This window comes from Bartonella sp. DGB1 (assembly GCF_041345015.1).
Lineage (GTDB): Bacteria > Pseudomonadota > Alphaproteobacteria > Rhizobiales > Rhizobiaceae > DGB1.
Map to the genome: position 1 here is coordinate 78203 of NZ_CP166769.1, position 25325 is coordinate 103527.

Sequence of the window (25325 nt, forward strand, 5' to 3'; positions counted from 1 at the left end):
TTAACAAATTTCTTTTATATTTGTTGCAAAATTAAGTTTAAATATGACATAGTAAAAGGTTCCAGGCAAGCATAAACTTGTAAAAATACGTTATTTTTGCTATAGTTTAGTCAATTTAAACAGTAATTTAGAGAGAGAATATGCAAAAAACAGCCCAAATATCAATCATTGATGATATAGCCATTGCTGTGCGATCAAGAATATCAAATAATAATAATATTCATTTGATGTGGTGTGGAGGTTATCGTACATCTATGTTAAGTGGAAAGGCTTCAGCAATTGATACATATGCTGAATCTAAAGATCTTTCGTACCTAAGGTGGGATTATGCCGGTCATGGTGAATCTGCGGGGGATTTTTTTCAGCAAAATTTTTCTAGTTGGTTAGAGCAGGCTTATCAATTGTATAAAACTAATATTTCAGCACCGTTATTGCTAATAGGGAGTTCTCTCGGTGGCTGGATAAGTTTATGTTTAGCTCAAAAATTGATTAAAGAAGGACGAAAAATCGCCGGTATTTTGTTAATAGCACCAGCAATAGATTTTACTACCCGCTTATTATTGCCATCTTTGTCAGAAAAAGATCAAGATACATTAAATCAACAAGGATTTATTTTATATGGTAATCCTTGGAATTTTATGATGCCATTTACTAAAAATTTTATAGAGGACTCTAAAAAACATCTATTATTAACAAAAAACTTGCAATTTCAGTGTCCTATCCATATTATACATGGATTAAAAGATGAAATAATTCCTTTTTCACATATAGAATATTGTTTAAGTCATTTGCCAAGAGATAATGTAACTGTTACAACCATTGCGGATGGTGATCATCGATTATCTAGACCGGAGGATTTAAGCAAAATTATAAGGATTTTAGATAATATGGTAATTGAAAATGCAGTTTTTTCGTAAAATATTTCCTGCAAAGAAAACTGTAACCAACGGTTTAATTGGCAATATGATTATTGAAAATCATAAATTGCCTATTATTGTAAAAGAAAATAAAAAAGCTAAACGAATAATTTTAAGACTTTCACCTGATAGAGCTCAGGTGAAAGTGACTGTACCGGTGGGCTGTGAAAAATTAGAGCTTAACTCATTCATTGAGAATAATAGACTATGGATAAATAATAGAATTAGAAAAGACGTAGAGTCTGGATTAGTAGGTAAATTCACTTGTCAAGAAAATGGTTTTATTCTATTTAAAGGAGTTAAGCATCAGTTGGTTAAAGGTGAGGGTAGAGGGTTAACGAAGGTATCTGTTGATAAATATGGTAATCCAGTAATAATTATCTATGGGGATGAACGTCATTGGTCGAGAAGAATAGCTGATTTTTTAAAAAAAGAAGCCCGAAAAGAAATACAATCTTTTGTTAAAATATTTTCACAAAAACTAGGGGTTAGTCCGACTAGCCTAAATTATAAAGATACTAAAAGTAGATGGGGGTCTTGCACTAGTGATGGATCATTGAGTTTTTCTTGGCGTATAGTTATGGCGCCGCCTTTTGTGCTGAAATATTTAGTAGCTCATGAAATGTCACATTTATTAGAGATGAATCATAGTGAGAGATTTTGGAAAATATGTAAAAAATTGGATCAAAATATGGAGAAAGGAAGAGAATGGTTAAAGCAACATGGATATCTATTGTTTAAATTGGAGATATCTTAATATTTTTAAGTTAAGTTAATAGTTTTAACTATTTTAGTTATAAAATCTTAATATTTTTAACTTATTCTGTTTGTTAATATTTTTTATTAAAGAGTCTTCAAATGAAAAGAATATATTTGTTACTTATTATTGCTTTAGTTGTATTGGTGTCTAATCCAGTATTAGCAGCGAAGCCCGAAAAAATGAATCAGTATGGATCATGGGGTTCGTATAAGTTTATTGATGTTAATAATAAAAAAATTTGTTATATTTTGTCTAAGCCAATTAGATCTTCACCTGATAATGTAAATCATGGCGAAAATTATTTTTTGGTAACAAAACGTAATGTTGTAAATAATTCTACTAATGAACCGCAAATTATTGCAGGTTATAATTTTAAAAAAGCTAGTAAGGTTATTGTTACTATAGATAGTTCTAAATTCGTTTTTTTCACTGAGGATAATTTTGCATGGTTAGCTAACCCTGCGGAAGAAGCAACCTTTATTAATACTATGAGAAAAGGTAGTACCATGGAAATACAGGCAACTTCTGCTAGAGGTACATCTACTAAATATAGCTATTCTCTAAAAGGAGTAACATCTGGATTGCAAAATATTCAAAGATGTAACTAAAATAACCTTGGTTAAGGTTATTTTTTCTTCTGTTGCCAACCTAAGAATGCCAGCATTATCATTCCAATTGGGCTAGTCAAAAAAACGAAGATAAATAATAGGGATAATTTAAAAATTAGTGTGGGGAAGAACCAACCAAAATAGCATACTACTGCTAACACTATTAAAAATAGCCCTAAATTAACTGCCATTGATAATATTTGCAGTTTACTAAAATAAGATTTTATTAAACAGAAATATATGGAAGTTATTAGAATGACTAAACAACTACATAGCATAAAAATAGAGACTAATATCGTTAGCCAAAGAGGGATATGGGTCATTATTTATCTATAGCCTTCTTTTTTAAAAGAAATTTTGTGAAAATGGTGGATATAATAAAACCAAGTAAACAAATGATAAAAGCAATATTCCAATAATATGTAGTTTGATAATATATTGCTAATATTAGGGTGAAAACGGATAAAATAAGATATAAAAAATCCATGCCAATTAGGCGCCCCGCCGTATCAGGTGCAGTTATTATTTGATAGCTAATAATAGCTATTGATATACAAAGTAAAAATTCACTTATAATAGCAGTATATTCAATAATCCAAAAGTTCATTGAAATAATTCCTTTACTAATTTTTCGTGTTGTTCAATTAAATGCCTAGGGTTAGTCTTATCTTTTTCAGTTAAGTTAAGACGATGTACATATAATAATTTTTTAGTCTTATTATATTTAATCCATAATGTTCCAGGAGAAGAGGATAGAATTAATGATAGACATAACAACATTTTATTATTGTCAATTTTTAATGGTATTTTGACAATGCCCTGCTTTTTTGGATTAAACTTAAAGGTTATTAAAATAAATAAAAATTTTATTGAACCAATGATAAAACTTTTAATAAGACAAAAAATAAATTTAATTAGTAAGAAAATCTTTTTAAGTGGTAATTTAGTGGAGCAAGTAGAATAAATTATTATTAATATAAAGAGAAAAATTAAGCCGATAAAAAAACTATTCCAGCCAAATTTATGTATGATTAGCCAAGATGATAACAGAAAAATAGTTAAAATAGGAGAAGATATTAATTTAACTTTTTGTTGTTTCATTTACTTAGTTCTTTTTCAATAAGTTGTTTTGGTAATATAGTTTCTGTATATATTCCAGGCTTTTTATATTGTTGCTCTATTTTATTTAGATAAGACCAAAAGAATTTTATAAAAAAGCTACTAGATAATAATATTAATAAAATGAATGAAATAGACAATATTTCCACATAATATAATTTATTGGTATTATATATTCTCACATTCCAAAAAGTTTTTATTCCGTATCTGATAAAAGCTAAAAAATAGATAAAGCCAGAAAATAATAATACTAATGCTAAGATCCAGCTTTGATAATTTATCTGTGCATGTGAATTTTGCTCATAGAAATTTAAAAATATTTTATGGTAAATAGCTAATTTTGCAAAAGGTGGAATACCAATGAAGCTGATAGCAAAAAATATAAAACTAATGCCGAGGAATAAAATCTTATTTGAGATAATTTGTTTTACTCCTTTAGGCTGGGGTAAGTTATTTGTGCGGGCTACACAGCGGTTAATTAATTCAGATAATAGAAACAGTCCTGCTAATGCAAAAGTAGCTGTAGTAAAATAAAATAATAATTCTGCAATAAGTTTGTTAACATCGTAAGCTATCATTAATAAAATAATTCCAGATGATATAACCGCACCAGAAGATATTATATAATTTATAGAACGATAAGATAAAGCTAGTATTAAACCATATATAGTAGTAGCTAATCCTCCCCAAAAAATAAAGGTTAACTCCCAGCCTTCAAATAACAGTTCACAATGTTCTTTAATTAAAGCTATATTTCTTAATATTATATAAAGACTTACTTTACTTAGCATCAAGAACATTACTGCTACTGGAGAAATAACTCGAGCATATGCTAATGGCATCCAAAATCCTAAGGGCCACATACCTACTTTTACTAAAAGACTTATTACTAAAAATATTAAACCTATTTTTGTTAGATTAAATTCATTTAAGTCCAGAGTTGATAATTTAATATAAATATGTGCAATATTTAATGTTCCCAAAGATCCATATAGAATAGCAATAGCTATTAAGAAAAAAGCAGAAATAAGTAGGTTAATAATTAAATAATGTAAGATAATTTTTAATCTGATGATTGTCATTCCATATAAGGCTAAACCATATGAAGCGCATAAAGCTATTTCAAAAAATACGAATAAATTAAATAAATCACCCGTCAGGAAACATCCGTTAATACCTAAGGTAAGAAATTGTACTAAGGAGTAAAAATAGTCTCCTTCTTTATGCCAGTGACCTAAAGCAAATAATAAGCTACATAATAATATGATAGAGGTTATTAATAAGAAAAAAGTTGATAGATGATCTGCAACTAAAGTAATTGCAATTGGTACCGGTAAATTTCCTAGCGAATAAATTAAAGTAGCATTAGGCACTTTCTGTAAATGAATAACAATTAATAAACAGACAAACACTAATAACACTGAGGAAATAAAACTGCCCCACCATTTTATTGAACGATATTTATTGCTTATTAACAGTAATAAAATAGCCGTAATTAATGGTATAAGAATGGGTAAAATAAGTAAATTATTGAAAAATATACTCATTCATCATTCCTTCCATCTACATTTTCTGTTCGTAGGTAACTTTTTACAAAGATAAAAATTAAAAAGATTAATGCTGTCATAGAAAAATTTATAACAATTGCAGTTAATACTAATGATTGCGGAACAGGGTCTATATATTCAGAAAGATTAGTTATTTTTTCGCTAGAAACAATAACACTCGCCCTAGATTTTATACCTTGGCAGCAAAAAATAAATAGATTGACAGCGTGAGATAATAAAGAAACTCCTAAGATAACTTGATAAGTATTAGATCGTAAAATTAGCCATATTCCACCACTAAAAATAGATCCTATTATTAGGGATAGTGCAAATTCCATTAATTTTCTTCCTCCTTTTTTAACGTATGTTTAGATGGTTTTGTTATTATGGTGGATTTTTTAGGCAGACTAGCTAGAGCAAAAATAATCAATAAGATTACTCCTGCAACGGTAAGAAATACTCCAAAATCAAAAACGATCATCGAGCTAATAGAAAAATTTCCCCATAAAAATAATTTTGTTTCGTAATACCATAATGCTAAGAAATTTTTTCCTAAGAAAATCGGTATAATTCCGGCACTTATTATTAATAATATTCCCGCAATCACCCCGTATAATGCGATGATTTTAAGTTTTTCTTGCATATTATTGTTGCGGAGTGACATATATTGAACAATAATACTTAAGGCTATAATTATCCCTGCAGGAAATCCTCCTCCAGTATTGTCATGACCTTGAAATAGAATATAAATTGAAAAAATAACAATAAAAGGAGATGCCCATTGCATAAATAGAGAGGGTATATATAAATCATTATAATATAGCTTATAGTTATTCATGGTTTGCTTGATGATATTGGAAGATAGTTTTTTGTTTTTGTGAAGACGGGCGAACGCGGCAAATATGATTAAAGCACAAATTATTAGAACTAATATTTCTCCTAATGTATCAAAGCTACGGAAGGCTGATAAAAGTGCTGTTATACTATTATGTGCACCTGTGGCTTGATAGGTTTTATATAAAAAATATTCTCCAACAGATGTATTTATATCTTCATACATCAATACATAAGAGATAAAAGTTACTATTGCTCCGAAAATGACAGCTAGAATAATATCGTTAATTTTTGTTTTATTAGAAGTTATTCTAATTTTATTTGCGGTGTATCTTTTTTGTGGAATCCAATATAACCCTAATAGGGTTAAAAAAGTTATTATCATATCTACTAATAATTGTGCTAGAGCTAGATCAGGAGCAGATAATATCAGAAAAGCAAAACATACATTTAAACCAATAATGCTTAGATATATAAAAGAGGCTATTCTTTTTTTATCAGAAGCATAACAGCATATTAATACTAAGCAAGATGTTAAGATAGCAAAAAATAATAATGGGAAACTGCTATTTATTTCATATTCAGTTATTTTAAAATATGGGATATAATATATTATTAATATTATAGTGATTATTATTATAATGCGTAATTGATTTTGTAATCCTTTTACTGAAAGCCAATAACGCAATTGTAAAGCAATCTTTTCGAAGATAATTTGTAAAAATGATGAAAATAAATAAAGAGCATTGAACTTATAGTTATTTTCTATTTTATTTAATTTATCGTTAAATAAAATATACAATAATATACCGAATAAAAAAGCTACTAAACTCATGAATATAGTATAAGAAAAATCATGCCATAATTGTAAGTTGTAGTAAGGAGTTTTCTCTTTTAATACAGCATAAGCAGCATTATATAAGAATGGTCCAATAGTCCATTGCGGTAACATTCCTATTAGTAGGCATAAAAAAACTAGAAATTCAATGGGAAAGCGCATCCATAATTTTGGTTCTTTGATCTTTTTATGTTTATTTTCAGAAAAATTAAAGATTCCTCCAACAAGACGCATCGAGTAGACGACAGAAAGACTAGCTGCAAAAGTAGCCATATATGGTGTTATTGTATCTAGCCAAGAATATAGATGTACGGTTGTAGTTTCATAAAAAAACATTTCTTTGGATAGAAAACCATTTAATAAAGGAACCCCCGCCATAGCGGCGGTAGCAACAATCATTAATTTAGAGGTTATTGGCATAAGTGAATATACACCTTTTAATTGTCTTATATCTCTAGTCTCTGTTTCTTTAGCAATAACTCCAGTAGACATAAATAACGAGGCTTTGAAAATGGTATGATTAATAACATGAAAGATAGCGGCTACACATGATAAAGGACTACCTAGACTTAATAGAACGGCTATTAAACCAATATTACTAATAGTAGAATAAGCAAGTAATTTTTTAAGATCTTGCTGAAATATTGCCTGAAAGGCACCTAAAACTAGAGAGGTAAGTCCAGCATAGCCTAGCATAAAAAACCATAACTTAGTATCAGCAAAAGCAGGCAATAATTTTATTAATAAATATATACCTAAATTAACAATAGTAGCAGAATGTAAATAAGCGGAAACCGGTGTGGGGGCGACCATAGCATTTGGTAACCAGAAATGAAAAGGAAATAAAGCGCTTTTACTTAATGCACCTATTAATAGGCAGGTTAAAATTAGAGGATAAAATTCACTATTAATAATGACATGTGCGTTATGAATTACATCATCTATTTGATAGGAATCAATTAAACCTCCTATTAGAATAAAGCTAAAAAATAGCATTATTCCACCAAAGCTAGTGACGATTAAAGACATTTGCGCAGCTTTGCGAGCAAGGTGATTTTTATATTCATAACCTATAAGGAAAAAGGAAAATAGGCTAGTTAATTCCCAAAATAAATATAAAATTATTAAATTGCTTGATAATATTATTACATTTATTGAACCTGCAAATAATAGTAATAGACAAAAAAAGCGAGTAGAATCCTGATTTTTAGGTAAATAGTAATAGCTATATAAAATTATTAATGAGCCTATTCCAAAGATTAAAAAACAAAATAACCAGGCTAGACCATCAAGATCAAAAGATAAATTTAAGTTTAGACTTTCTACCCAAGGAATAAAAATAGTTATTTTTCCTTGAAAGAAAATAAAAGGATATAAACTAATAATAATAATGGCACAGCTGGTAACTATGATACCAGCTATATAAGCTTTTTTTATTTTTATAATTCCAATTAAGAAAGCACCTAGGAAGGGTAGTAATAGCAATGCTAGCAGTAAACTTTTCCCAAGCATTTCAAAGCCTTCAATAAAAAATCATATATAAGCAATATATTGCAAAAATAAAATAATTCTAGATAGTTATTATTTTATTTTTTAGTTTTTACTTATGAAGGCGGTTGGTGGATACCACCAACCATCACTGGCTTGTTGATAGCCAATGCGAGCATAATGGTAACCTTTGTAGCCATTAAGACGCCCATTATTATTTTTTTCTGTAGTTATTATATTATTTGTATAAACTGAGATATTGTTTAATGATTCTTCATTTCTAAATGATGAGTTAGGATAAAAAAATAGAAAGGCTGCTATAATAGCAGCAGCTATTATACAAGCGATTAAAGTCGCACCAAGGATAAAATTTTTTTTCATGAGAGTTCTCGTATTTATATATATAATAAATTATTTATATATATAAATGTAGGATTAACTATTTTGTTGCAGATCTTACGTAAATTATTTAAAATATTGGGATTAATTAATTAAAAGGGCTAAATTAATGCTACAAACACCATATTATTTGATTGATAAGGAAAAATTGGCTAAAAATATGGAGAAAATCGCATTATTGCGAAATTTATCCGGCGTTAAATCCTTATTAGCACTAAAATGTTTTGCTACTTGGAGTTTATTTGACTTCATGCAACAATATATGGATGGTACCACTTCATCATCTTTATATGAAGTGCGACTTGGTAAAGAGAAATTTGGTAAGGAAACTCATGCGTATAGCGTAGCTTATAAAGATAATGAAATAGATGATGTAATAAGTTATGCTGATAAAATAATTTTTAATTCTGTTAGTCAATTACAGCGTTATCATGCTAAAGCTGCTCATATTCAAAAAGGCTTAAGATTAAATCCGCAAGTTGGCGTATCTTGTTTTGATATTGCAAATCCTGTTCGACCTTACAGTAGATTAGGAGAGGCTGAATATGATAAAGTAGAAGACGCTTTAGAGTTAATAAATGGATTTATGATACATAATAATTGTGAGAATGCAGATTTTGAAAAATTTAATGCATTATTAGAGCATATAGAGAAAAAATTTGCTTCCTATTTTCATAAAGTAGAATGGATAAGTTTAGGAGGAGGTATCGCTTTTACTAATGATAATTATCCTTTTGAGAAATTTAGTGACAGATTAAAGAAATTTAGCGATACTTATGGTGTGCAAGTATTTCTAGAGCCAGGAGAAGCTGCTATAACACAAAGTACTACGTTAGAAGTTACCGTTATAGATACTTTATATAATGGTAAACATTTAGCAATAGTCGATAGTTCTATAGAAGCACATATGTTAGATTTGTTAATTTATCGAGAATCTGCTAAAATGAAGCATAATGGTGAACATGAAATAATGATATGTGGACAATCATGTTTAGCAGGTGATATATTTGGCACTTATAATTTTGAAAAACCTTTGCAAATAGGGGATCGTTTGTCTATATGTGATGCGGGGGGTTATACTATGGTGAAAAAAAATTGGTTTAATGGCTTGTCAATGCCTTCAATTGTTATTAAGGAACTAGATGGAAGTCTCAATTTAATTCGTGAGTTTAATTATACTGATTATTTAACTAGTCTTTCATAGGTCACAGGAGCTAATATATGAAAAAAAACATTTTAATAATTGGAGCAGGTGGAGTTGCGCAGGTGGTAGCGCATAAATGTGCACAACATAATGATATATTAGGCGAGCTGCATATAGCTTCTCGTACAAAAAGTAAAATTGATAAAATTATAGATTCTATTATTGAGAAAAAGTCACTTAAGGTTCCTGCTACAATAGGAGCACATAGTTTAGATGCTTTAAATATAGAAGCTACAGTAGATTTAATTAAAAAGACTAATAGTCAGATTGTTATTAATGTTGGCTCTGCTTTTTTAAATATGTCTATATTATCTGCTTGCATTCAGGCGGGAGCGTCTTACATTGATACTGCTATTCATGAAGATCCGCTTAAAATTTGTGAAACGCCACCATGGTATGGAAATTATGAATGGAAACGAAAGCAGGAAGTGGAACAAGCAGGTATTACAGCAATTTTAGGGGCTGGTTTTGATCCTGGTGTGGTGAATGCTTATGCGGCTTTAGCGGCTAATGATTATTTTGATTCAATAGATTCAATTGATATAATTGATATTAATGCTGGAAGTCATGATAAATGGTTTGCTACTAATTTTGACCCTGAAATTAATTTCAGGGAATTTACTGGACAAGTCTGGTCATGGCAAAATGAACAGTGGACTTCCAATAAAATGTTTGAAGTACGTAAGGATTGGAATTTGCCAGTGGTTGGTACTAGGACTGCTTATATGACCGGTCATGATGAGATTCATTCTCTATCTAAAAATCTTAATGTTCCTAACGTACGTTTTTGGATGGGCTTTAGTGAACACTATATTAATGTATTTACTGTATTAAAAAATCTTGGTTTATTATCTGAGCAACCTATTAAAACTGCAGAAGGACTTGAAGTAGTACCTCTAAAAGTTGTTAAAGCAGTATTACCAGATCCTTCTTCTTTAGCAGCAAAATATACTGGAAAAACCTGTATAGGTGACTATATCAGAGGGAAAAAAGACGGTAAAAATAGAGAGTTATTTATTTATAACGTCAGTGATCATGAAGAAGCTTTTGCTGAAGTTGGTACTCAAGCAATATCTTATACCGCTGGTGTTCCTGCAGCTGCAGCTGCGATTTTAATAGCTCAAGGAACATGGGACGTTAAAAAAATGGTAAATGTTGAAGAGTTATCAACTAAATATTTTCTTTTACTATTGAATAAGATGGGTTTAAAGAGTTATATAAATGAAAATGGCAAAAGTAACCTTTATGAGGGTTAGAAAAATACTATAATTATAGTGTATCTCATACCTGCCTCTTTTTTTCCTCCCCCCTCCTAAAAGAGGTAGGCGCCCCTGAGGGTTACCTCGGGGGCTTTTTATTATTAGGAATATTCTATAAGAATTATACTGTATAATATTTTATAGGAATAAGTAATTGTATTTTATCTTCTTTTAGAAATTTAGATATGGCAACAAGTATATATATATATTGATATTAGGAAAATTGTTCGGGCTAAAACCATTGATAGTTTAAAAGTGGAACTATAATTTGTTTTTATTTTGCTAAAATTAATTAATGTGTAGCTTGTGTTACATAATTAATCTACTTTATTAAAATCGTTAGTTATAAATTGTTCACTAAAAATATATGAGATTTTTTCTTTAGATTTAGTAAAATAATAATCTATAGCAATTTCTTTAAATATTTAAGACGGCTTCTACAATCTTTAGTTAGGTTATTTTAAGTTCTAAGTTTACAAAATTTTTTATATTTTTTTAGTGAATTCCTTACTATTATTGTTAATAGAAATAAACTATAGCTAACGAATTGTCTAAAATATTACGTTGTTGTTCCTTGCGATTTAATCTAATTGTTATATTATCAGCTCTAGTTAAAATTGTAATTTAATTTTTTTACGTAGTTTCTTAATCTCTACGCTTAAATCCATTTTCATTTGTCTATTCTTATAAGCTATTTATCATTGCTCTAACAAAATAATCTATCTTTATCCAACTGCTGCAGTACAGCACCGATCTTTAATATTCTTAATCATGGAAAAGAGTTAATCCAATATCGAGTAAGGTTAAAATGGTAAAGAGATAATTTAATATGGTGAAATTTTCTGATTATGGTTGTAGTTCTCTAGCAAGGACTAATAAAGGTTGTGTATCTAAAGCACTTATAGAGATAATTGCAATGGTTTTATATTCTTTCGTTTTGCTTAGTGGCTCTTGTTCATCTCTATCACAATCTACATATTGAGATGCTACCGTTGAACCCTTTTAGCCCATGAGCTAACTTCCGTGAACCTATGATTAACGAAGCTTACAACATTTGTTTCTCTTGCGTTGTTAAACGTTTTATTTTTTATAGTGTTTGTAAAAGCGGTTCCGAACGCTTCAATAATAATTATTGATATATTTATTATTTTATAATAAATTACAAATTGAATCAGGGGACTAAATAAAAAAATTTAGAATAATTAATTTATAGAATAAATTTCTTTAATGTCTGCGCGCATAAATTTTATATTGGATTTTCTTATCTGTAAATTCAGTAATTAGATTGAGAGTAAGGAATGGATATCTTATTAAGGACTATTGTTTTTATAGCATTGGTAAGTTTTATCATTAGTTTAATAGTTGCTCTTTTCAATAAAAAGCCTAAAAAAGTCTTTAGGATTCCAGAATATTCTATTATTTTTAATAAAAAGCGTTCAAAAGCTTTAAGGATTTGTAAGTGGTCTATATTTATCCTCATTGGTGGATTAGTGTTAATTGGTATAATGTTTCCTAAAACCCCTGATAGAGTAGAGATATTAGATCAAAATAGTGCTATTTCATCTCAAAGCCAGGCATCCAATTTAGTTATACCGGACGATCAAATTGCTTTCATAAAAGCTATTGATACCGCACGGGAAGAGTATAAAAACGCATATAATGATTTACTCAAAAGCCGCGTACGGCGCCAAAGGGCGCGGGCTATTTGTTCTGCCCTTCCTTCGCCTGTTGTTAAGAATTGGATAGGCACGATTAAACGGTTAACCACCACAAGTGAGGGGCAAGGCGTCTTAGTAATTCAGATTGCTGAAGGTATTACGTTGGAAACTTCAAATAATGTTTTTTCTGATTTGTCAGGTCCTGCTACGCTTATTGATCCTGATAGCAAGCTTTTTGATATATTAGCTAGTTTAGAAAAAGGGCAAAAAATTCGTTTCTCTGGCAGACTTTTTCGAGAGAATGCCAAAGACTGCTATCAGGAGAAAAGTATAACATTAGACGGGTCAATGAAACAACCTCAGTTCTTGACTTCGTTTGATTCTATCAACCTTTTTAACAATTGATATAATGAAAGGAAATATTATGGCAACCATTCAAAAAGAAATTCGTCAACGTAGTATAATAGGGAAAATCATTAAATGGATATTTATTGCATTTAACATCCTAATGCTTTTGTGGCTTGGATCTGTTATTTTTCTAACTGGGGACATAATTAGTAGTAGTAGCGACGCCGCCTTTCAAGCAGGGGCCGTTTTCGGAGGGGCATTTGCTATGGGTATAATTTTAAATGTTTGGGTAATTGGTGATATTATCTTGGGTATATTAACCTTATTGACGCGCGGAACAAAATATATCATCACTGAAGAAATTACTGAAGAGCAATAGAGAAATATTAATTAATAGAAGGATTTAGATGTGGGTGTTGATTAAATAATTACCATGTCTAGTTACTTTATAACTAACCTTTTTTGTATCAGTATCAGGTAGAATGTTTCTAGAGATACTAAATCTAATTCAGGATTTTTAATAGTTCGGACGCTATAGTTTTGGTCGCGGCAGTTGGGTCGCGGCTTTTTATTCTTATATATACTATAAAAACATTCGATCGGCATTTACAGCAATCCTAGTTGCCCGCCAGAAAATAATACGCACAAATATATGTTAAAAACTTAGCAAATCAACAGTTTATAACATACCCCAGATTATTTATATTACATTCTCATAAAATAGTTGAAATAATGATCCTTTACTAAATAATTTTTCCTATTCTTTTAAATATAAAAAGGTGAGTAAAAATATAATATCATAATCTTGGGTATGTTATAAGAGGTTGATTTCTTATAAAAATTCTGGAGGGATGTATGAATAGATGTTGCTTTTAAAAATAATGCTATATTGAGTTACTGTCGTATATATTAATTCTTTGGTTGATTTTGTAAGTCATAAATATCTATATTAATTATTACGATTACTTGGTATTTTATAGTTGTGTTATATAAAACTCTAAAGTAAAAGGAATAAATATCTTAGAGAAAACATCAATTGTTTTTGCTATGACTAAATAAGATAAGTGAATATTATTTTTTATTTTAATGATAATTATATATTTTTAGTTATAGGGGCTTTATAGCCAGGGTATAATATATTATTATGATTGTTTTAATTATTAATACATCATTGATGTTTTGAGAGAAATATAATGAGCAGACCTAGATTAGTTACTCCTGATAATAGTCAAAAAGTTTTATTGCATTCTTGTTGTGCTCCTTGTTCTGGTGAATTAATGGAGGCTATGACAGAATCTGGTATTGATTATACTATATTTTTTTATAATCCTAATATTCATCCGCATAAAGAATATTTGTTACGCAAAGATGAAAATATAAGATTTGCTGAAAAACATAATATAACTTTTGTTGATGCTGATTATGATGTTGATAATTGGTTCCAGCGTGCTAAGGGTATGGAGTTTGAACCAGAGCGGGGTATAAGATGTACAATGTGCTTTGATATGCGCTTTGAAAGAACAGCTCTTTATGCTTATGAAAATGGTTTTACTGTGATGACAAGTTCTTTAGGAATATCTCGCTGGAAGGATATGAACCAAATTAATGATTGTGGTCACCGTGCAGTAAAGCCATATGAAGGTTTAATCTATTGGGATTATAATTGGCGTAAATTTGGTGGTTCAGCTCGTATGATAGAAATTAGTAAACAGGAGCAATTTTATCAGCAAGAATATTGTGGTTGTATCTATTCTTTACGCGATACTAATGACTATCGTAAATCAAAAGGTCGTGAAACAGTGAAATTTGGTAAAAATTTTTATAAAAAATAGAGTTGGACATTGAGGATATTTTTATTTTAGAAAAATAGGCTAGTGTCTTTATGAGACGTGAAGGAGCTCTATTTGGAGTTGGTTCTAGTTAACTATATATTTAAGAATAAAGCTGAGAGGAGTAGAATAGTTCCTGTCATTTTATTATGGATAGAGCGTAAACTGCAACTTAACTTTTTAATATTATTTCAGAATAAATTTCTAAAGAATAATTTGAGAGGGTTTTTAAATTTCTTGTTAAGAATAATTTGTTAATTTTGTCTGAAACCTCGAAAAATATTTTAGTTTATAGATATTATTCTAGAAGTCACATTCATTATTAGAGCCATGCTGAACCAATATCTATTAATTAGCGTGTTGGGTTTGAAATGATAAATTATTTTTAAGTATCTTTTAGTGTAAAAGGAATTTAATTGTAAAATTTGTGGTGGGGATAATGAATAGACCTTTTATTTTAGCTTCTACTCTCGGAATTTATACCGCTGTGCGAATGTTAATAGGAGTATATCATGCTATATTTTTGCTTTCAACAGGGGTTACTTTAGCGCAGTTAGCGCTGTTACAATTAGTCTTTTCTGTAGTTATGTTATTGTTTAATTTTCCTTGTGCTGTTATTGCTGATAAATATAGTCATAAATATTCTGTTATAATTGGTGTATTTTTTACCGCAATTTTTTATCTTTTTTCTCTTCAAGCACCTGATATGTATTTTTTAGTAATTGCACAAATCTTTTATTCTATAGGTTTAGGACTTTGTGCTACTGCAATTAATGGTTGGCTTTATTATTCATTGGAAGATAAAAAAGATTCTTTTTCACAATATGCTCATTTAAGCCATAGGGTTGGTTCTTTAGGTAGCGTTTTTACCGGTATGATTGGCATTGCAACTATTTATTTTTCAGGAAGTTTTTTCGTGGGATATATAATATCTGCTATTGCTATGGTTATGATTATTTTTATTCTCATTTGGGTACCAGAAAAAAAGATAGTGCAACAAAGTGAGGTAAAACCAGCAACCTTAATTCAGAATACATATGAGACATTGTGGATATTTAAAAATACTCTTGGAGGAAAATATTATATAATTCAGGCCTGTCTTCTTACAGCAGGGTTGCAGGTTGTTTTACATTTCTGGCAACCAATTATATTAAATAATGAAAGAATTAATTATTTTGATAATTATAATTTGTTAGTACTTATGTTATGTCATGTGGGGGCATTTTCGTCTCAGTATTTTTCTAATTTTATTTTATCAAAATATCATCTAGCTGATAATAAATATAAAAATTATATTAAATATTTTTCTTTTTTTTCTGGAGGAATGTGTATTGCTTTGCTGCTGTTGGTAAATGTGAATTATATCTATTTAGCAATTATAGCATTTTCTTTAATTCACGGGTTTATATGTACAGTACCTATTGGTGCGCAAAGTCTTTTTTTATCAGAACTTAAGCAAGGGCAAGAAACTCATGTATCATCTATTGCAGGCGCTATTGCTTTTAGCGGCAGAATATTTTCTATTTTAGTTTTAAGTGTTATATCTTTTTTACCAGAAAATTTACCACCTGTATATTACCTTGTTCTACCTGCTATTACTTTTGCTTTATGTGGATTTATTATGATAAAGTGGATGTCTCAAGTTAAAAAATTACAATGTTAAGATTTATGATAATAACTTTATTGTATTTTTAAGTAAAAAAATATTATGCTAAATTTCAAAACTATATTTAATTAAGGGGATAATGATGCAAGAGAAAAATAACTGTCAAGACGTTAAAGAAGATATTATTTTTATAGAAGATAATTTAAAGTTAGTAGTTGCTTCATCAGCTTTTGCATCAGCTATATTTGAAGCAATTGATTTTAATAGAGAAAATTTTAGTAAATATATGGCTTGGCCTTCTTTTGTTAAACAAGAAGCAGATACTTTAAAATCTTTACAAGATTTTTATTCAGCCCATCAAAAAAATGCATCTAAGACATATGTTATTTTATATTTTGATAAAGTTGTAGGAGTAGTAGGCTTTAATAATATAGATAAAGGTAATAAAGTTGCTGAAATTGGTTATTGGTTAGATAGTAGATCAGCCGGTAATGGTATTGTAACAAAGGCTGTTTTAGCTTTGGTTAAATATTATCAAACCGGTGATTTAATTAATAGATTTGTAATAAAATGTTCAGTTGCTAATTCTAAAAGTAATGCTGTTGCGAAAAGATGCGGTTTTACATTAGAAGGAAGATTAAGAAAAGCAGAATATTTAAATGGAATATTTTATGATCAAAATATTTATAGTTGGTTAGCTGAAGATAGTAATAAGTAAATTATTTAAGATAAGCAGTTAGAGTAGTTATTATTTCCTGTTTTAAATGTTTTAGTTAGTGTTGCTAGAGATTTAGGTAAAATATTGTAATTAGTGAATAACAAGAATCTTTTAATTGCTTACATAACTTAATTAGTTTCTTTAAGCAGTTTATGTAAATTTTTCGCGGTTATTATTTTTGATTCAGATAAAAAGCAATATTTAGATAAAATATGCTGCAATTGTTGTGGGAAATATATTTAATAATTTAAATTTTATTTATAAAGATTTGTAAAAACTTGGTGAAACTGTTAGGTTTTTTATTCTTGTAGTATTAATATTATTTAGTTATTTGATTGCTTTGCGATCTAGGTAAGTTAGAAAATATGAAACATTGGATTGCCGTTATATCGAGAGATCATGCTCAAACTGCTGCTAGGTCAGGATTTTTGCAAGTGTGTCATGGTAAAGCTAGTCCATTGAGAAGAACAAATGCTGGTGATGAGGTCTTTATTTATTGTCCACGTAGTGAAATGGGTGGCGGGACAATATTAAAGACTATTGAATTCCATGGTATTTTTAAAAATAACGAGGTGTATCAAGTTGAACAGTTTCCTGGTTTTAATCCTTACCGTAAAGATGTAATTTTCATGCGTAACTTTCAACCATTAATTCTTAAAGAGGTTAAAGGATTAGAATTTACCACCACTCCTCATTGGGGAATGTTAGCACGTCGTGGTTTTTTTGAAATTAGTCCGCATGATGCCGCACTATTAAAGCAATAACAATAGGAATAGTAAAATTCTTTAAAATATTAGCGTGGTGTTTTACTAAATTACTTAGGCTGATTTTAAATTGTTTAGAGTGAGTGTTTTCGGCAAATGTTCGGTAAAAAGTATCGTATATTGTTCTAGATTTTAGTATAATCTATTCTCTGCATAAGCCGGATTATGAAAAAATCTATCTTATTCTATAAGATCTGTTTTAATAGTAGATTTCCATCAATTTTTCATGATGATGATATTTTGTGTTTAGTAAATTAACTTGTTATGTTATATTTATATAGGTGAAACTAGGGGCTAACTGTTATCTATTGAACTGATTTTAATTATAACTGTGTTAGTTGCTTATAATGTCATCTTTATAATTTAGTTGAAGATAGATAAATGCCTTACGTAACGTTACTTATGATAACTTGGCTTAGTGCAATCATTAGTGCTTGCGTTAATATGGTTATTACCTATAAATATTTATTAAATACAGAACATGGATTTGAATATGGTATTCTTATTGCTTGTCAGATTATATCTGTAGCCTGTTTTTCTCCTGTTTTAGAGAGATATATATCTAGGTTTGCACGCCCCGCAAAATTTTTTTTAATTTTTGGCTTAGTTAGCGCCTTGTTAAATATATTAGTGATTCAGGGGCAGGAGTTTTTAACCTTTTCAATTTATATATTTTTTACAACTTTAACACAAACGCTTAACGCAGCATTATTTTATAAGCTTCTACCACGACTTTTTAAAGAGGATAAAGTAAAGTTATTTAATATTTGGAGTGAGCAAGCTTTATCTACTTCATTTTTTCTATCTGCTTTATTGGTTCCTTTTGCCTTTTTCTTTACTCAAACAGCTGAATTATTTTTTATCTTATCTGCTTTTATAAATTTTAGCTGCGGTAGTATTTTTTATATAATTTTTAGAAAGGTAACAGTTGAAACTATTTTGCATAAATCTATAAATAGCTGGCAGAATTATATAAATATTTTAACAGAGAAGAAATTACGACACTTCTTTTTTACATCAAATATTTATTTATTTGCTTTTTCGGCTACCGCTTTTGCTCTCGCTATGATTGCTAAAGAAGTGGGTGGTGGCAATATTTATTTATATTCTTATCCTATTATAGCTATGTTCGCAGGCAGAATAATAGCTTTATTAGTCTTAAAAAGGTTGCTGTCTTGGGATATTAGTTTTTTATTTATTGTAGGATGTGTGATAAGTGCTATCTTTATGGCGCCTTTGGGTGGTATAAATAATATTTATTTATTATGTTGTTTGGAGTTTTTTTTGGGTATAGGTCTTGCTATAGCAAAATATTCCGAAAAATCTTATTATCAGTTAGAGCATTTAGATACAGATTTGGCTAAAGTTTCTATTTTGAGGAGTGCATCTGCATTAATAAATAAATCTTTGTCGATACCATTTGTTTTAGCTATTGCTTACTATGATAAACTTATTTTTATAAGTATCACTTTGGCCTTTTGTTATCTCATTTCAGCTATTATTATGGTGAAATATAAATTAAGATATTAATTTATTAATTCTAAGCTGGTTAAAATAGTTTTATCTTTGTAGAATAAGAGTTTTAAATTGCAGTAGTTGCACATAACACATAGTGGTTATATGAAGTGCATATAAATAACTTAAAATTATTTAGAGGGTATAAAATTTATAAATTCTTCTGTATGCTTTAAGTACATTGATCTTAAAAGGGTGTGAAAGGGTAATAATATAGTCTTAAATTCGCTGTAAAACGTTAATATTTCTAGGTTTTTATACGTTAATGGCGTCCACGATAGGAATCGAACCTATGACCTTAGGATTCATACCACTTCGACTTTCGCCGCCAAATTAAATAAATTTGTTCGTGGTCTGGACTGTCCCTTTACCTTAGATATTTAAGATCCTTAGGTACTGCCCGTCCAGTCTCTACACCTTCATATAATATTGCTTGGCTCGGGATTAGCAGTAGTTTTTAACTATTAAGCCTTCCCCGACTTTGAGCAGATTCATTAATAGCTTTCACTATTAATGCCCAATTTAGGAATCCTACGCTCTATCCTACTGAGCTACGTGGACATATTTTATCTTTTAACATGATTTGTCATTTTATCAAGTGTTTTTTATAGTTTGTTAAAAAATTCTTTGATTTTATTTTCAGGGATATTTTCTGCTATAAAAGCGGTACCTAATTGTTTTAATAAAATAAATTTAAATTTATTGTTATAGTTTTTTTTATCTTGAAGTAAGTAATTCCACCATTCATCTTTATTAATTTTTTTACCTTTGATTTCATTTAGAGAAGTTGGAAGTTGCATAATTTTTAGATGATTTGTTAATTTATCTATCTCTTCTTTAGAAATATAATTTAATAGCTTTGAAAATTTTAAAGCTAATAACATACCTAGTGATACCGCTTCTCCGTGAATGATTATTTTTTCATCATAATTATAATAGGCTTCCAGTATATGTGCAAAAGTATGTCCGAAATTTAACAAAGCTCTTATATTTTTTTCTTTTTCATCTTTGGTTACTATATTTAATTTTGTTTTTATAGAATGTAAAATAAGTTGTTTGCGTTGAATTGTATCTTGTAAAAGATAATTATTATTTTTTTCTAACCAGTTAAAAAAATTTATATCACTTATCAAAGCATATTTAACTACTTCAGCATAGCCAGCTAGTAAATGTCTATTAGGTAAACTATTTAATAATTTTGGATCAGTTATTACTAGCTTTGGTTGATGGAAGCTTCCAATTAAATTTTTTCCATATTCGCTATTTATAGCTGTTTTGCCACCTATTGATGCATCTACTTGAGCTAATAAACTAGTGGGGATGTTAATAAAATTCATTCCACGCTTTGCTATAGAGGCAGCAAAAGCAGCTATATCTCCGATTACTCCACCACCTAGAGCTATTATTAAGTCAGATTTCAAAAAATTATGTAAGAAAATATTATTTAATATATTTTGTAGTTGTTTAAAATTTTTAGAAATTTCACCTGCTGGTAGAATATAATAATGAGTTATAAAATTTTCATTATTAAGCATATTGCATAAATTTTTTAAATATAATGGTGCAACGTTATCATCTGTTATAATCATTATTTTACTGCTAATAGGAAAATTATTTTTAAATATTTCTCCTATTTTCTTAAATATATTGTCGCCGAATAAGATAGACGATTGTGAGTGATCAAAATTAACAGTTATATGTTGGATCTTTTCCATATTAGCCTAAATTGATTTTAGTTATATATTGTTGTAGTTTGATTAGCAGTGTTTCAGTAATTATTTTTGTGTTCTGACTATTGGTATTTATTCTTATATCTGCGGTTTGATATATTGGATTTCTTTGTTGTAGTAAAGTTTCAAAGATTAAGGTTGGATTTTCAGCATTTAATAAAGGTCTCGTTGGTCTTAAAGCAATGCGTTGTAATAAAATATTTTTATCAGCTTCTAGACAAATAGAAATAGCATTTTTAGTTATATGATTTCTGATAATAGGGTTAATAAAAGCTCCACCTCCTATTGATAATATTATAGGTTTTTCTTTTAATAGACGTTGTATAACTAGATTTTCTATTCTACGAAATTCTTCTTCCCCATATTTTTGGAATATTTCTGCAACCGAGAATCTAGATATCATTTCAATCTCTTTATCACTATCCTTGAAAGGAATCTCTAGTAACTTAGCTAATAACTTTCCAATAGTAGTTTTACCTACGCCCATCATTCCAACTAGAACAATTGAATGATTCTTTAGTTGTTTATGTAAAACTTCTTTACTGTATTTATCAATCTTGCTAATCTCTATTTGTTTCACGATCTACGCGCCTGAGTGATTTTATTAACGGGTTAATTTTAGCTATTATATCTTAAAATTATATATAACCAAATTTTTTATTTGGAGAAGAAAATTGTTAAATTTGCAAGTGATAGAATGTAAAATAGAAGAATTTTTGGAGATGATGGCCGCTGAAAGAGGTGTAACTACTAACACGATTTTAGCTTACCGCAGCGATTTAATAAAATATTGTTCTATTCTAACCTCCAAAGGTATAGATCCTTTGAATGCCACGGAAAAAGATATAGAGAGTTTTTTTTCTATTATAAATCAGCAGCAATTTTCTATTACTAGCCAATTAAGGTTGTTATCAGTGTTAAAGCAGTTTTTTATGTTTCTTTTATTAGAAAATAAAGCTAAAGAAAATCCTTTAAGACATATCTCTGCTCCTAAGAAACCTTTAATAGTTCCTAAGTTTTTATCACAAAAGCAAATTAATTCCTTAATAGATTTCGCCTATCAAGAAACTAAAAAATACGAATACCCTGAAAAAAAAGGATATAAAAAAATGCAATTTTACTGTTTGGTAGAACTTTTATATGCTACAGGAATGCGTGTCTCAGAATTAGTTTCTTTACCTATTACTGCTGTTAATTTTTATGATTCTATTATTTTAATATATGGAAAAGGGGGTAGAGAAAGATATGTACCATTAAATGATAAAGCAATAGATACTTTAAAAATTTGGTTAAAGTGGAGAAGTTTATCTAAAAAGGCAAAATCTAAATTTTTATTTCCTGCAAATGGTGTCGATGGGCATTTGTGTCGTCAAGTATTTGCTAGGGAATTAAAAAAAGCAGCTATAAAGGTTAATATTAACCCGGAATTAGTTTCTCCTCATTTATTCAGACATGCTTTTGCAAGTCATTTACTTCAAAACGGGGCAGATTTACGTTTTATTCAACAATTGTTAGGACATGCTGATATAGCGACAACACAAATTTACACCTATATTTTAGAAGATAAAATACAAAAGTTAATAGAAACTTATCATCCTCTTGCAACTTCTAATAAATAAACGTAATTATTGCCTAAATTAAATTTTTGTCTTATAATAAACTAGAAATTAATGGATGGAAAAGATATGTATAACTACCTTGAGTTTGAAAAATCTATCGCTGATGTAGATGGTAAGATTCTGGAACTAAAAAAAATGTCAGAAGAGGGCAATAGCCTGAATATGTCAGAGGAAATAGAACGGCTGGAACAAAAGTCAGCACAAGCTATGCATGATCTATATAGCAATTTAACTGCTTGGCAAAAAACTCAGGTGGCTCGACATCCTGATCGTCCACATTTTTTGCATTATGCTGAAAGATTATTTACTGACTTTACTCCATTGGCAGGTGATCGTAAATTTGCAGAAGATTCTGCTTTACAAGCTGGATTTGCTAGATTTAGAGGACAAGCAGTTGCTTTTTTAGGTCTGGAAAAAGGGCATGATACTGAAAGTCGTATGTATTATAATTTTGGCTCGGCTAGACCAGAAGGATATCGTAAAGCTGTAAGAATTATGCAATTAGCACAAAGATTTAAATTACCAATTATCTCATTAGTAGATACTGCTGGTGCTTATCCTGGCGTTAGTGCAGAAGAAAGAGGTCAGGCAGAGGCTATTGCTAGATCAACTGAAATGATGCTGAGTTTAAATGTCCCCGTGGTTGCGGTTATTATTGGTGAAGGCGGCTCTGGAGGCGCTATTGCGATTGCTGCAGCTAATAAGGTCTATATGTTAGAACATTCTATATATTCGGTTATTTCACCAGAAGGGGCCGCCTCTATCTTGTGGAGAGATGCAGCTAAAGCAAAAGATGCTGCAGATAATATGAAAATAACAGCGCAGGATTTATTAAATCTTAAAGTTATTGATGGTATCATACCAGAACCTATTGGCGGTGCTCATCGGGCGGCAATGCATGTTATTGATTCTGCTGGAGATATAATTGCTAAAGCACTAGAAGATCTTAATCTTATGAGTGGTGATGCTTTAAAACGTCAACGGTGGGAAAAGTTTTTAGCTATAGGACGTAATTTATAATTTGAATTAACTTCTATGTTTTTTTGCTAGTTTAGGTGATCTTGTTGTTGGAGATGAATTTTTCTTTTTCTCCTCTTTGATGGTCTTTTTTTCTGAGTTAATTTTTAAAATATAGGGTAGTGATACGGTGTGTGTTTCTTCTATAGGAGGATTTATATATTGGCTGTTTAATATTAATTGTCTATTTTTTGTAAATATATCTTTTGGGCGTTGATGTTTAATTTTACCGCATATTTTTTCTCTAATTGAGACTACTTTGGTAGGTGTTTCACTATTATTTGGTTGTAATTGATTTAATTTTGGTAGATATTTACTGTCTTTAATATTAGTAAAAGATTCTTCTAATAATTTAGCAGTTTTTTCTGCTCTTTCTGTTTGAGACTCATTACCTAAAGTTATAACTATTAATGTATTTTCATTTCTTGTAGCTGAAGTTATCATGTTAAAACCAGAATCACAAGTAAAACCGGTTTTCATGCCATTAGCGCCGGTAAATCTACCTATTAATGGATTTGTATTAGTTAGTTTTTTATTGTCTATCTCTACTTGTGCTATACCTAGATAATGTCGATATTGTGGAAATTCTCGCCATATATTTATTGCTAGAATAGCTAAATCATAAGCCGTTGAATAGTTGTTGGCGCTAGGAAGACCTGAAGGATTGTCAAAATTGCTATTATCCATACCGATTAATTTAGCTACTTTATTCATTAAGGTAGCGAATCCCGCAGTAGAACCTGCGATATTTTCAGCCAAGGCTATAGCAACATCATTAGCAGACCTAGTTAATAAGGCTTTTATCGCTGTATCTACGGAAATAATTTCTCCTTCTTTATAACCAATCTTTGTTGGACTAACGTTACTAGCATTTTTTGATATAATGATAGGATCATTAAGAGAAATTTGATTTTGATCAACTAATATTAGAACAACAAAAGCAGTCATTAATTTGGTAAGCGATGCTGGATACCAGCGTTGAAATATATTTTTTTGATGAAAAATAGTTAAATTATATGGGTCTATAACTAAAATAGGGGCGACTATATTTTGCTTAGAAGTAGGTTTAACTAAATTATTTTGTAATTTAGAATTAGTTAATTCTTTGCTATATGTTATTGGTGTGATAAGTAAAAAACATAGTAAATTTACGATAAATATGATGTAAATATGTTTTTTATTAAACACTAAAGCCTCCATAACTAAGTTTTATATTTAAGTTATTAAGGGCTTAATAGTTCCTTGTGTATTGATCTTTTTGGAGTTAGAGAGGTTTATTAGCTCAGTTAATTCAGATATTAATATTAAATAATTTTTATAAAAATAAGTTATTTAATATAACTTAATAATTAGTGACGTGGTTAACTTTTATATTAATTCAGTTATGGTTAAGGTTGGATTTTGATTGTTAGGAATATAACTGAAAGTTTTTATCTTAAAAAAATATTTTAATTTCTTCTAGCAAAAATAGGTTATAAGTCTTTTAATAAAGCAGTATTAAAAAATAAAAGAACATTAGAATATTTTAAATAAATATACTTATAATAA

The 25325-nt window shown here is 29.3% G+C and carries 24 protein-coding genes; 14 read left to right on the forward strand and 10 right to left on the reverse strand.

What is annotated here, in order from left to right; genetic code table 11:
* Positions 1-140 precede the first annotated feature (140 nt).
* From AB6T46_RS00375 to AB6T46_RS00385, 3 genes are all read left to right on the forward strand, one after another.
* A complete protein-coding gene (locus tag AB6T46_RS00375) occupies positions 141-917 on the forward strand; it encodes an alpha/beta hydrolase (RefSeq protein WP_370931480.1) in 777 nt (258 codons plus the stop codon).
* Positions 901-1674, forward strand: a complete 774-nt coding sequence (locus AB6T46_RS00380; RefSeq protein ID WP_370931481.1) for a M48 family metallopeptidase — start codon at positions 901-903, stop codon at positions 1672-1674. The genes AB6T46_RS00375 and AB6T46_RS00380 overlap by 17 nt, the downstream gene beginning before the upstream one ends.
* Positions 1675-1775: 101 nt before the next feature.
* Positions 1776-2285, forward strand: coding sequence for an invasion associated locus B family protein (locus tag AB6T46_RS00385; protein ID WP_370931482.1), 510 nt, complete (start codon positions 1776-1778; stop codon positions 2283-2285).
* A 17-nt stretch (positions 2286-2302) separates the two neighbouring features.
* On the opposite strand, the gene AB6T46_RS00390 is transcribed toward AB6T46_RS00385, so the two are convergent.
* From AB6T46_RS00390 to AB6T46_RS00420, 7 genes are all read right to left on the reverse strand, one after another.
* Positions 2303-2608 carry a cation:proton antiporter gene (locus AB6T46_RS00390; protein ID WP_370931483.1) on the reverse strand — a complete coding sequence of 102 codons (306 nt, stop codon included), beginning with the start codon at positions 2606-2608 and terminating at the stop codon, positions 2303-2305.
* A complete protein-coding gene (locus AB6T46_RS00395) occupies positions 2608-2892 on the reverse strand; it encodes a monovalent cation/H+ antiporter complex subunit F (RefSeq protein WP_370931484.1) in 285 nt (94 codons plus the stop codon). The genes AB6T46_RS00390 and AB6T46_RS00395 overlap by 1 nt, the downstream gene beginning before the upstream one ends.
* Entirely contained in the window at positions 2889-3386 is a 498-nt protein-coding gene (locus tag AB6T46_RS00400) for a Na+/H+ antiporter subunit E (RefSeq protein WP_370931485.1), read from the reverse strand. The genes AB6T46_RS00395 and AB6T46_RS00400 overlap by 4 nt, the downstream gene beginning before the upstream one ends.
* Positions 3383-4951 carry a proton-conducting transporter membrane subunit gene (locus AB6T46_RS00405; RefSeq protein ID WP_370931486.1) on the reverse strand — a complete coding sequence of 523 codons (1569 nt, stop codon included), beginning with the start codon at positions 4949-4951 and terminating at the stop codon, positions 3383-3385. Before AB6T46_RS00405 ends, AB6T46_RS00400 begins: the two co-directional genes overlap by 4 nt.
* A complete protein-coding gene (locus tag AB6T46_RS00410) occupies positions 4948-5289 on the reverse strand; it encodes a Na+/H+ antiporter subunit C (protein ID WP_370931487.1) in 342 nt (113 codons plus the stop codon). The genes AB6T46_RS00405 and AB6T46_RS00410 overlap by 4 nt, the downstream gene beginning before the upstream one ends.
* Positions 5289-8135, reverse strand: coding sequence for a hydrogen gas-evolving membrane-bound hydrogenase subunit E (mbhE, locus tag AB6T46_RS00415; protein ID WP_370931488.1), 2847 nt, complete (start codon positions 8133-8135; stop codon positions 5289-5291). The genes AB6T46_RS00410 and mbhE overlap by 1 nt, the downstream gene beginning before the upstream one ends.
* An 81-nt stretch (positions 8136-8216) precedes the next feature.
* Positions 8217-8492 carry a hypothetical protein gene (locus AB6T46_RS00420; protein WP_370931489.1) on the reverse strand — a complete coding sequence of 92 codons (276 nt, stop codon included), beginning with the start codon at positions 8490-8492 and terminating at the stop codon, positions 8217-8219.
* Between the two features lie 127 nt (positions 8493-8619).
* Between AB6T46_RS00420 and AB6T46_RS00425 the strand changes: the two genes are divergently transcribed.
* The 9 genes from AB6T46_RS00425 to AB6T46_RS00465 all read left to right on the forward strand — a co-directional run bounded on the left by AB6T46_RS00425 (position 8620) and on the right by AB6T46_RS00465 (position 19426).
* A complete protein-coding gene (locus tag AB6T46_RS00425; RefSeq protein WP_370931490.1) occupies positions 8620-9714 on the forward strand; it encodes a carboxynorspermidine decarboxylase in 1095 nt (364 codons plus the stop codon).
* A 17-nt stretch (positions 9715-9731) separates the two neighbouring features.
* Positions 9732-10970, forward strand: a complete 1239-nt coding sequence (locus AB6T46_RS00430; protein WP_370931491.1) for a saccharopine dehydrogenase family protein — start codon at positions 9732-9734, stop codon at positions 10968-10970.
* Between the two features lie 1301 nt (positions 10971-12271).
* Positions 12272-13036 carry a hypothetical protein gene (locus AB6T46_RS00435; RefSeq protein WP_370931492.1) on the forward strand — a complete coding sequence of 255 codons (765 nt, stop codon included), beginning with the start codon at positions 12272-12274 and terminating at the stop codon, positions 13034-13036.
* Between the two features lie 19 nt (positions 13037-13055).
* A complete protein-coding gene (locus AB6T46_RS00440; RefSeq protein WP_370931493.1) occupies positions 13056-13358 on the forward strand; it encodes a hypothetical protein in 303 nt (100 codons plus the stop codon).
* Positions 13359-14172: 814 nt separating this feature from the next.
* Complete coding sequence (locus AB6T46_RS00445) at positions 14173-14811, forward strand: epoxyqueuosine reductase QueH (protein ID WP_370931494.1); 639 nt, start codon at positions 14173-14175, stop codon at positions 14809-14811.
* A gap of 436 nt (positions 14812-15247) precedes the next feature.
* A complete protein-coding gene (locus AB6T46_RS00450; RefSeq protein WP_370931495.1) occupies positions 15248-16471 on the forward strand; it encodes an MFS transporter in 1224 nt (407 codons plus the stop codon).
* Positions 16472-16556: 85 nt separating this feature from the next.
* A complete protein-coding gene (locus AB6T46_RS00455; protein ID WP_370931496.1) occupies positions 16557-17132 on the forward strand; it encodes a GNAT family N-acetyltransferase in 576 nt (191 codons plus the stop codon).
* A 365-nt stretch (positions 17133-17497) separates the two neighbouring features.
* Complete coding sequence (locus AB6T46_RS00460; protein WP_370931497.1) at positions 17498-17896, forward strand: EVE domain-containing protein; 399 nt, start codon at positions 17498-17500, stop codon at positions 17894-17896.
* Positions 17897-18277: 381 nt separating this feature from the next.
* On the forward strand, positions 18278-19426 hold the full coding sequence (locus AB6T46_RS00465; RefSeq protein ID WP_370931498.1) for an MFS transporter: 1149 nt from the start codon (positions 18278-18280) through the stop codon (positions 19424-19426).
* 590 nt (positions 19427-20016) lie between these two features.
* Here the strand turns inward: AB6T46_RS00465 and aroB are convergent.
* On the reverse strand, positions 20017-21126 hold the full coding sequence (gene aroB, locus AB6T46_RS00470; RefSeq protein WP_370931499.1) for a 3-dehydroquinate synthase: 1110 nt from the start codon (positions 21124-21126) through the stop codon (positions 20017-20019).
* Position 21127: 1 nt separating this feature from the next.
* Positions 21128-21721: a shikimate kinase gene (locus AB6T46_RS00475; RefSeq protein ID WP_370931500.1), complete on the reverse strand. Its 594-nt coding sequence runs from the start codon at positions 21719-21721 to the stop codon at positions 21128-21130.
* Positions 21722-21815: 94 nt separating this feature from the next.
* Here AB6T46_RS00475 and AB6T46_RS00480 point away from each other — a divergent pair, with 94 nt between their 5' ends.
* Together AB6T46_RS00480 and AB6T46_RS00485 are read left to right on the forward strand one after the other, a co-directional pair.
* Positions 21816-22760 carry a site-specific tyrosine recombinase XerD gene (locus AB6T46_RS00480; protein WP_370931501.1) on the forward strand — a complete coding sequence of 315 codons (945 nt, stop codon included), beginning with the start codon at positions 21816-21818 and terminating at the stop codon, positions 22758-22760.
* Between the two features lie 66 nt (positions 22761-22826).
* Positions 22827-23780, forward strand: a complete 954-nt coding sequence (locus tag AB6T46_RS00485) for an acetyl-CoA carboxylase carboxyltransferase subunit alpha (protein ID WP_370932066.1) — start codon at positions 22827-22829, stop codon at positions 23778-23780.
* 6 nt (positions 23781-23786) lie between these two features.
* Here the strand turns inward: AB6T46_RS00485 and AB6T46_RS00490 are convergent, their stop codons facing one another.
* Complete coding sequence (locus tag AB6T46_RS00490; RefSeq protein ID WP_370931502.1) at positions 23787-24965, reverse strand: D-alanyl-D-alanine carboxypeptidase family protein; 1179 nt, start codon at positions 24963-24965, stop codon at positions 23787-23789.
* Between the last annotated feature and the right edge of the window lie 360 nt (positions 24966-25325).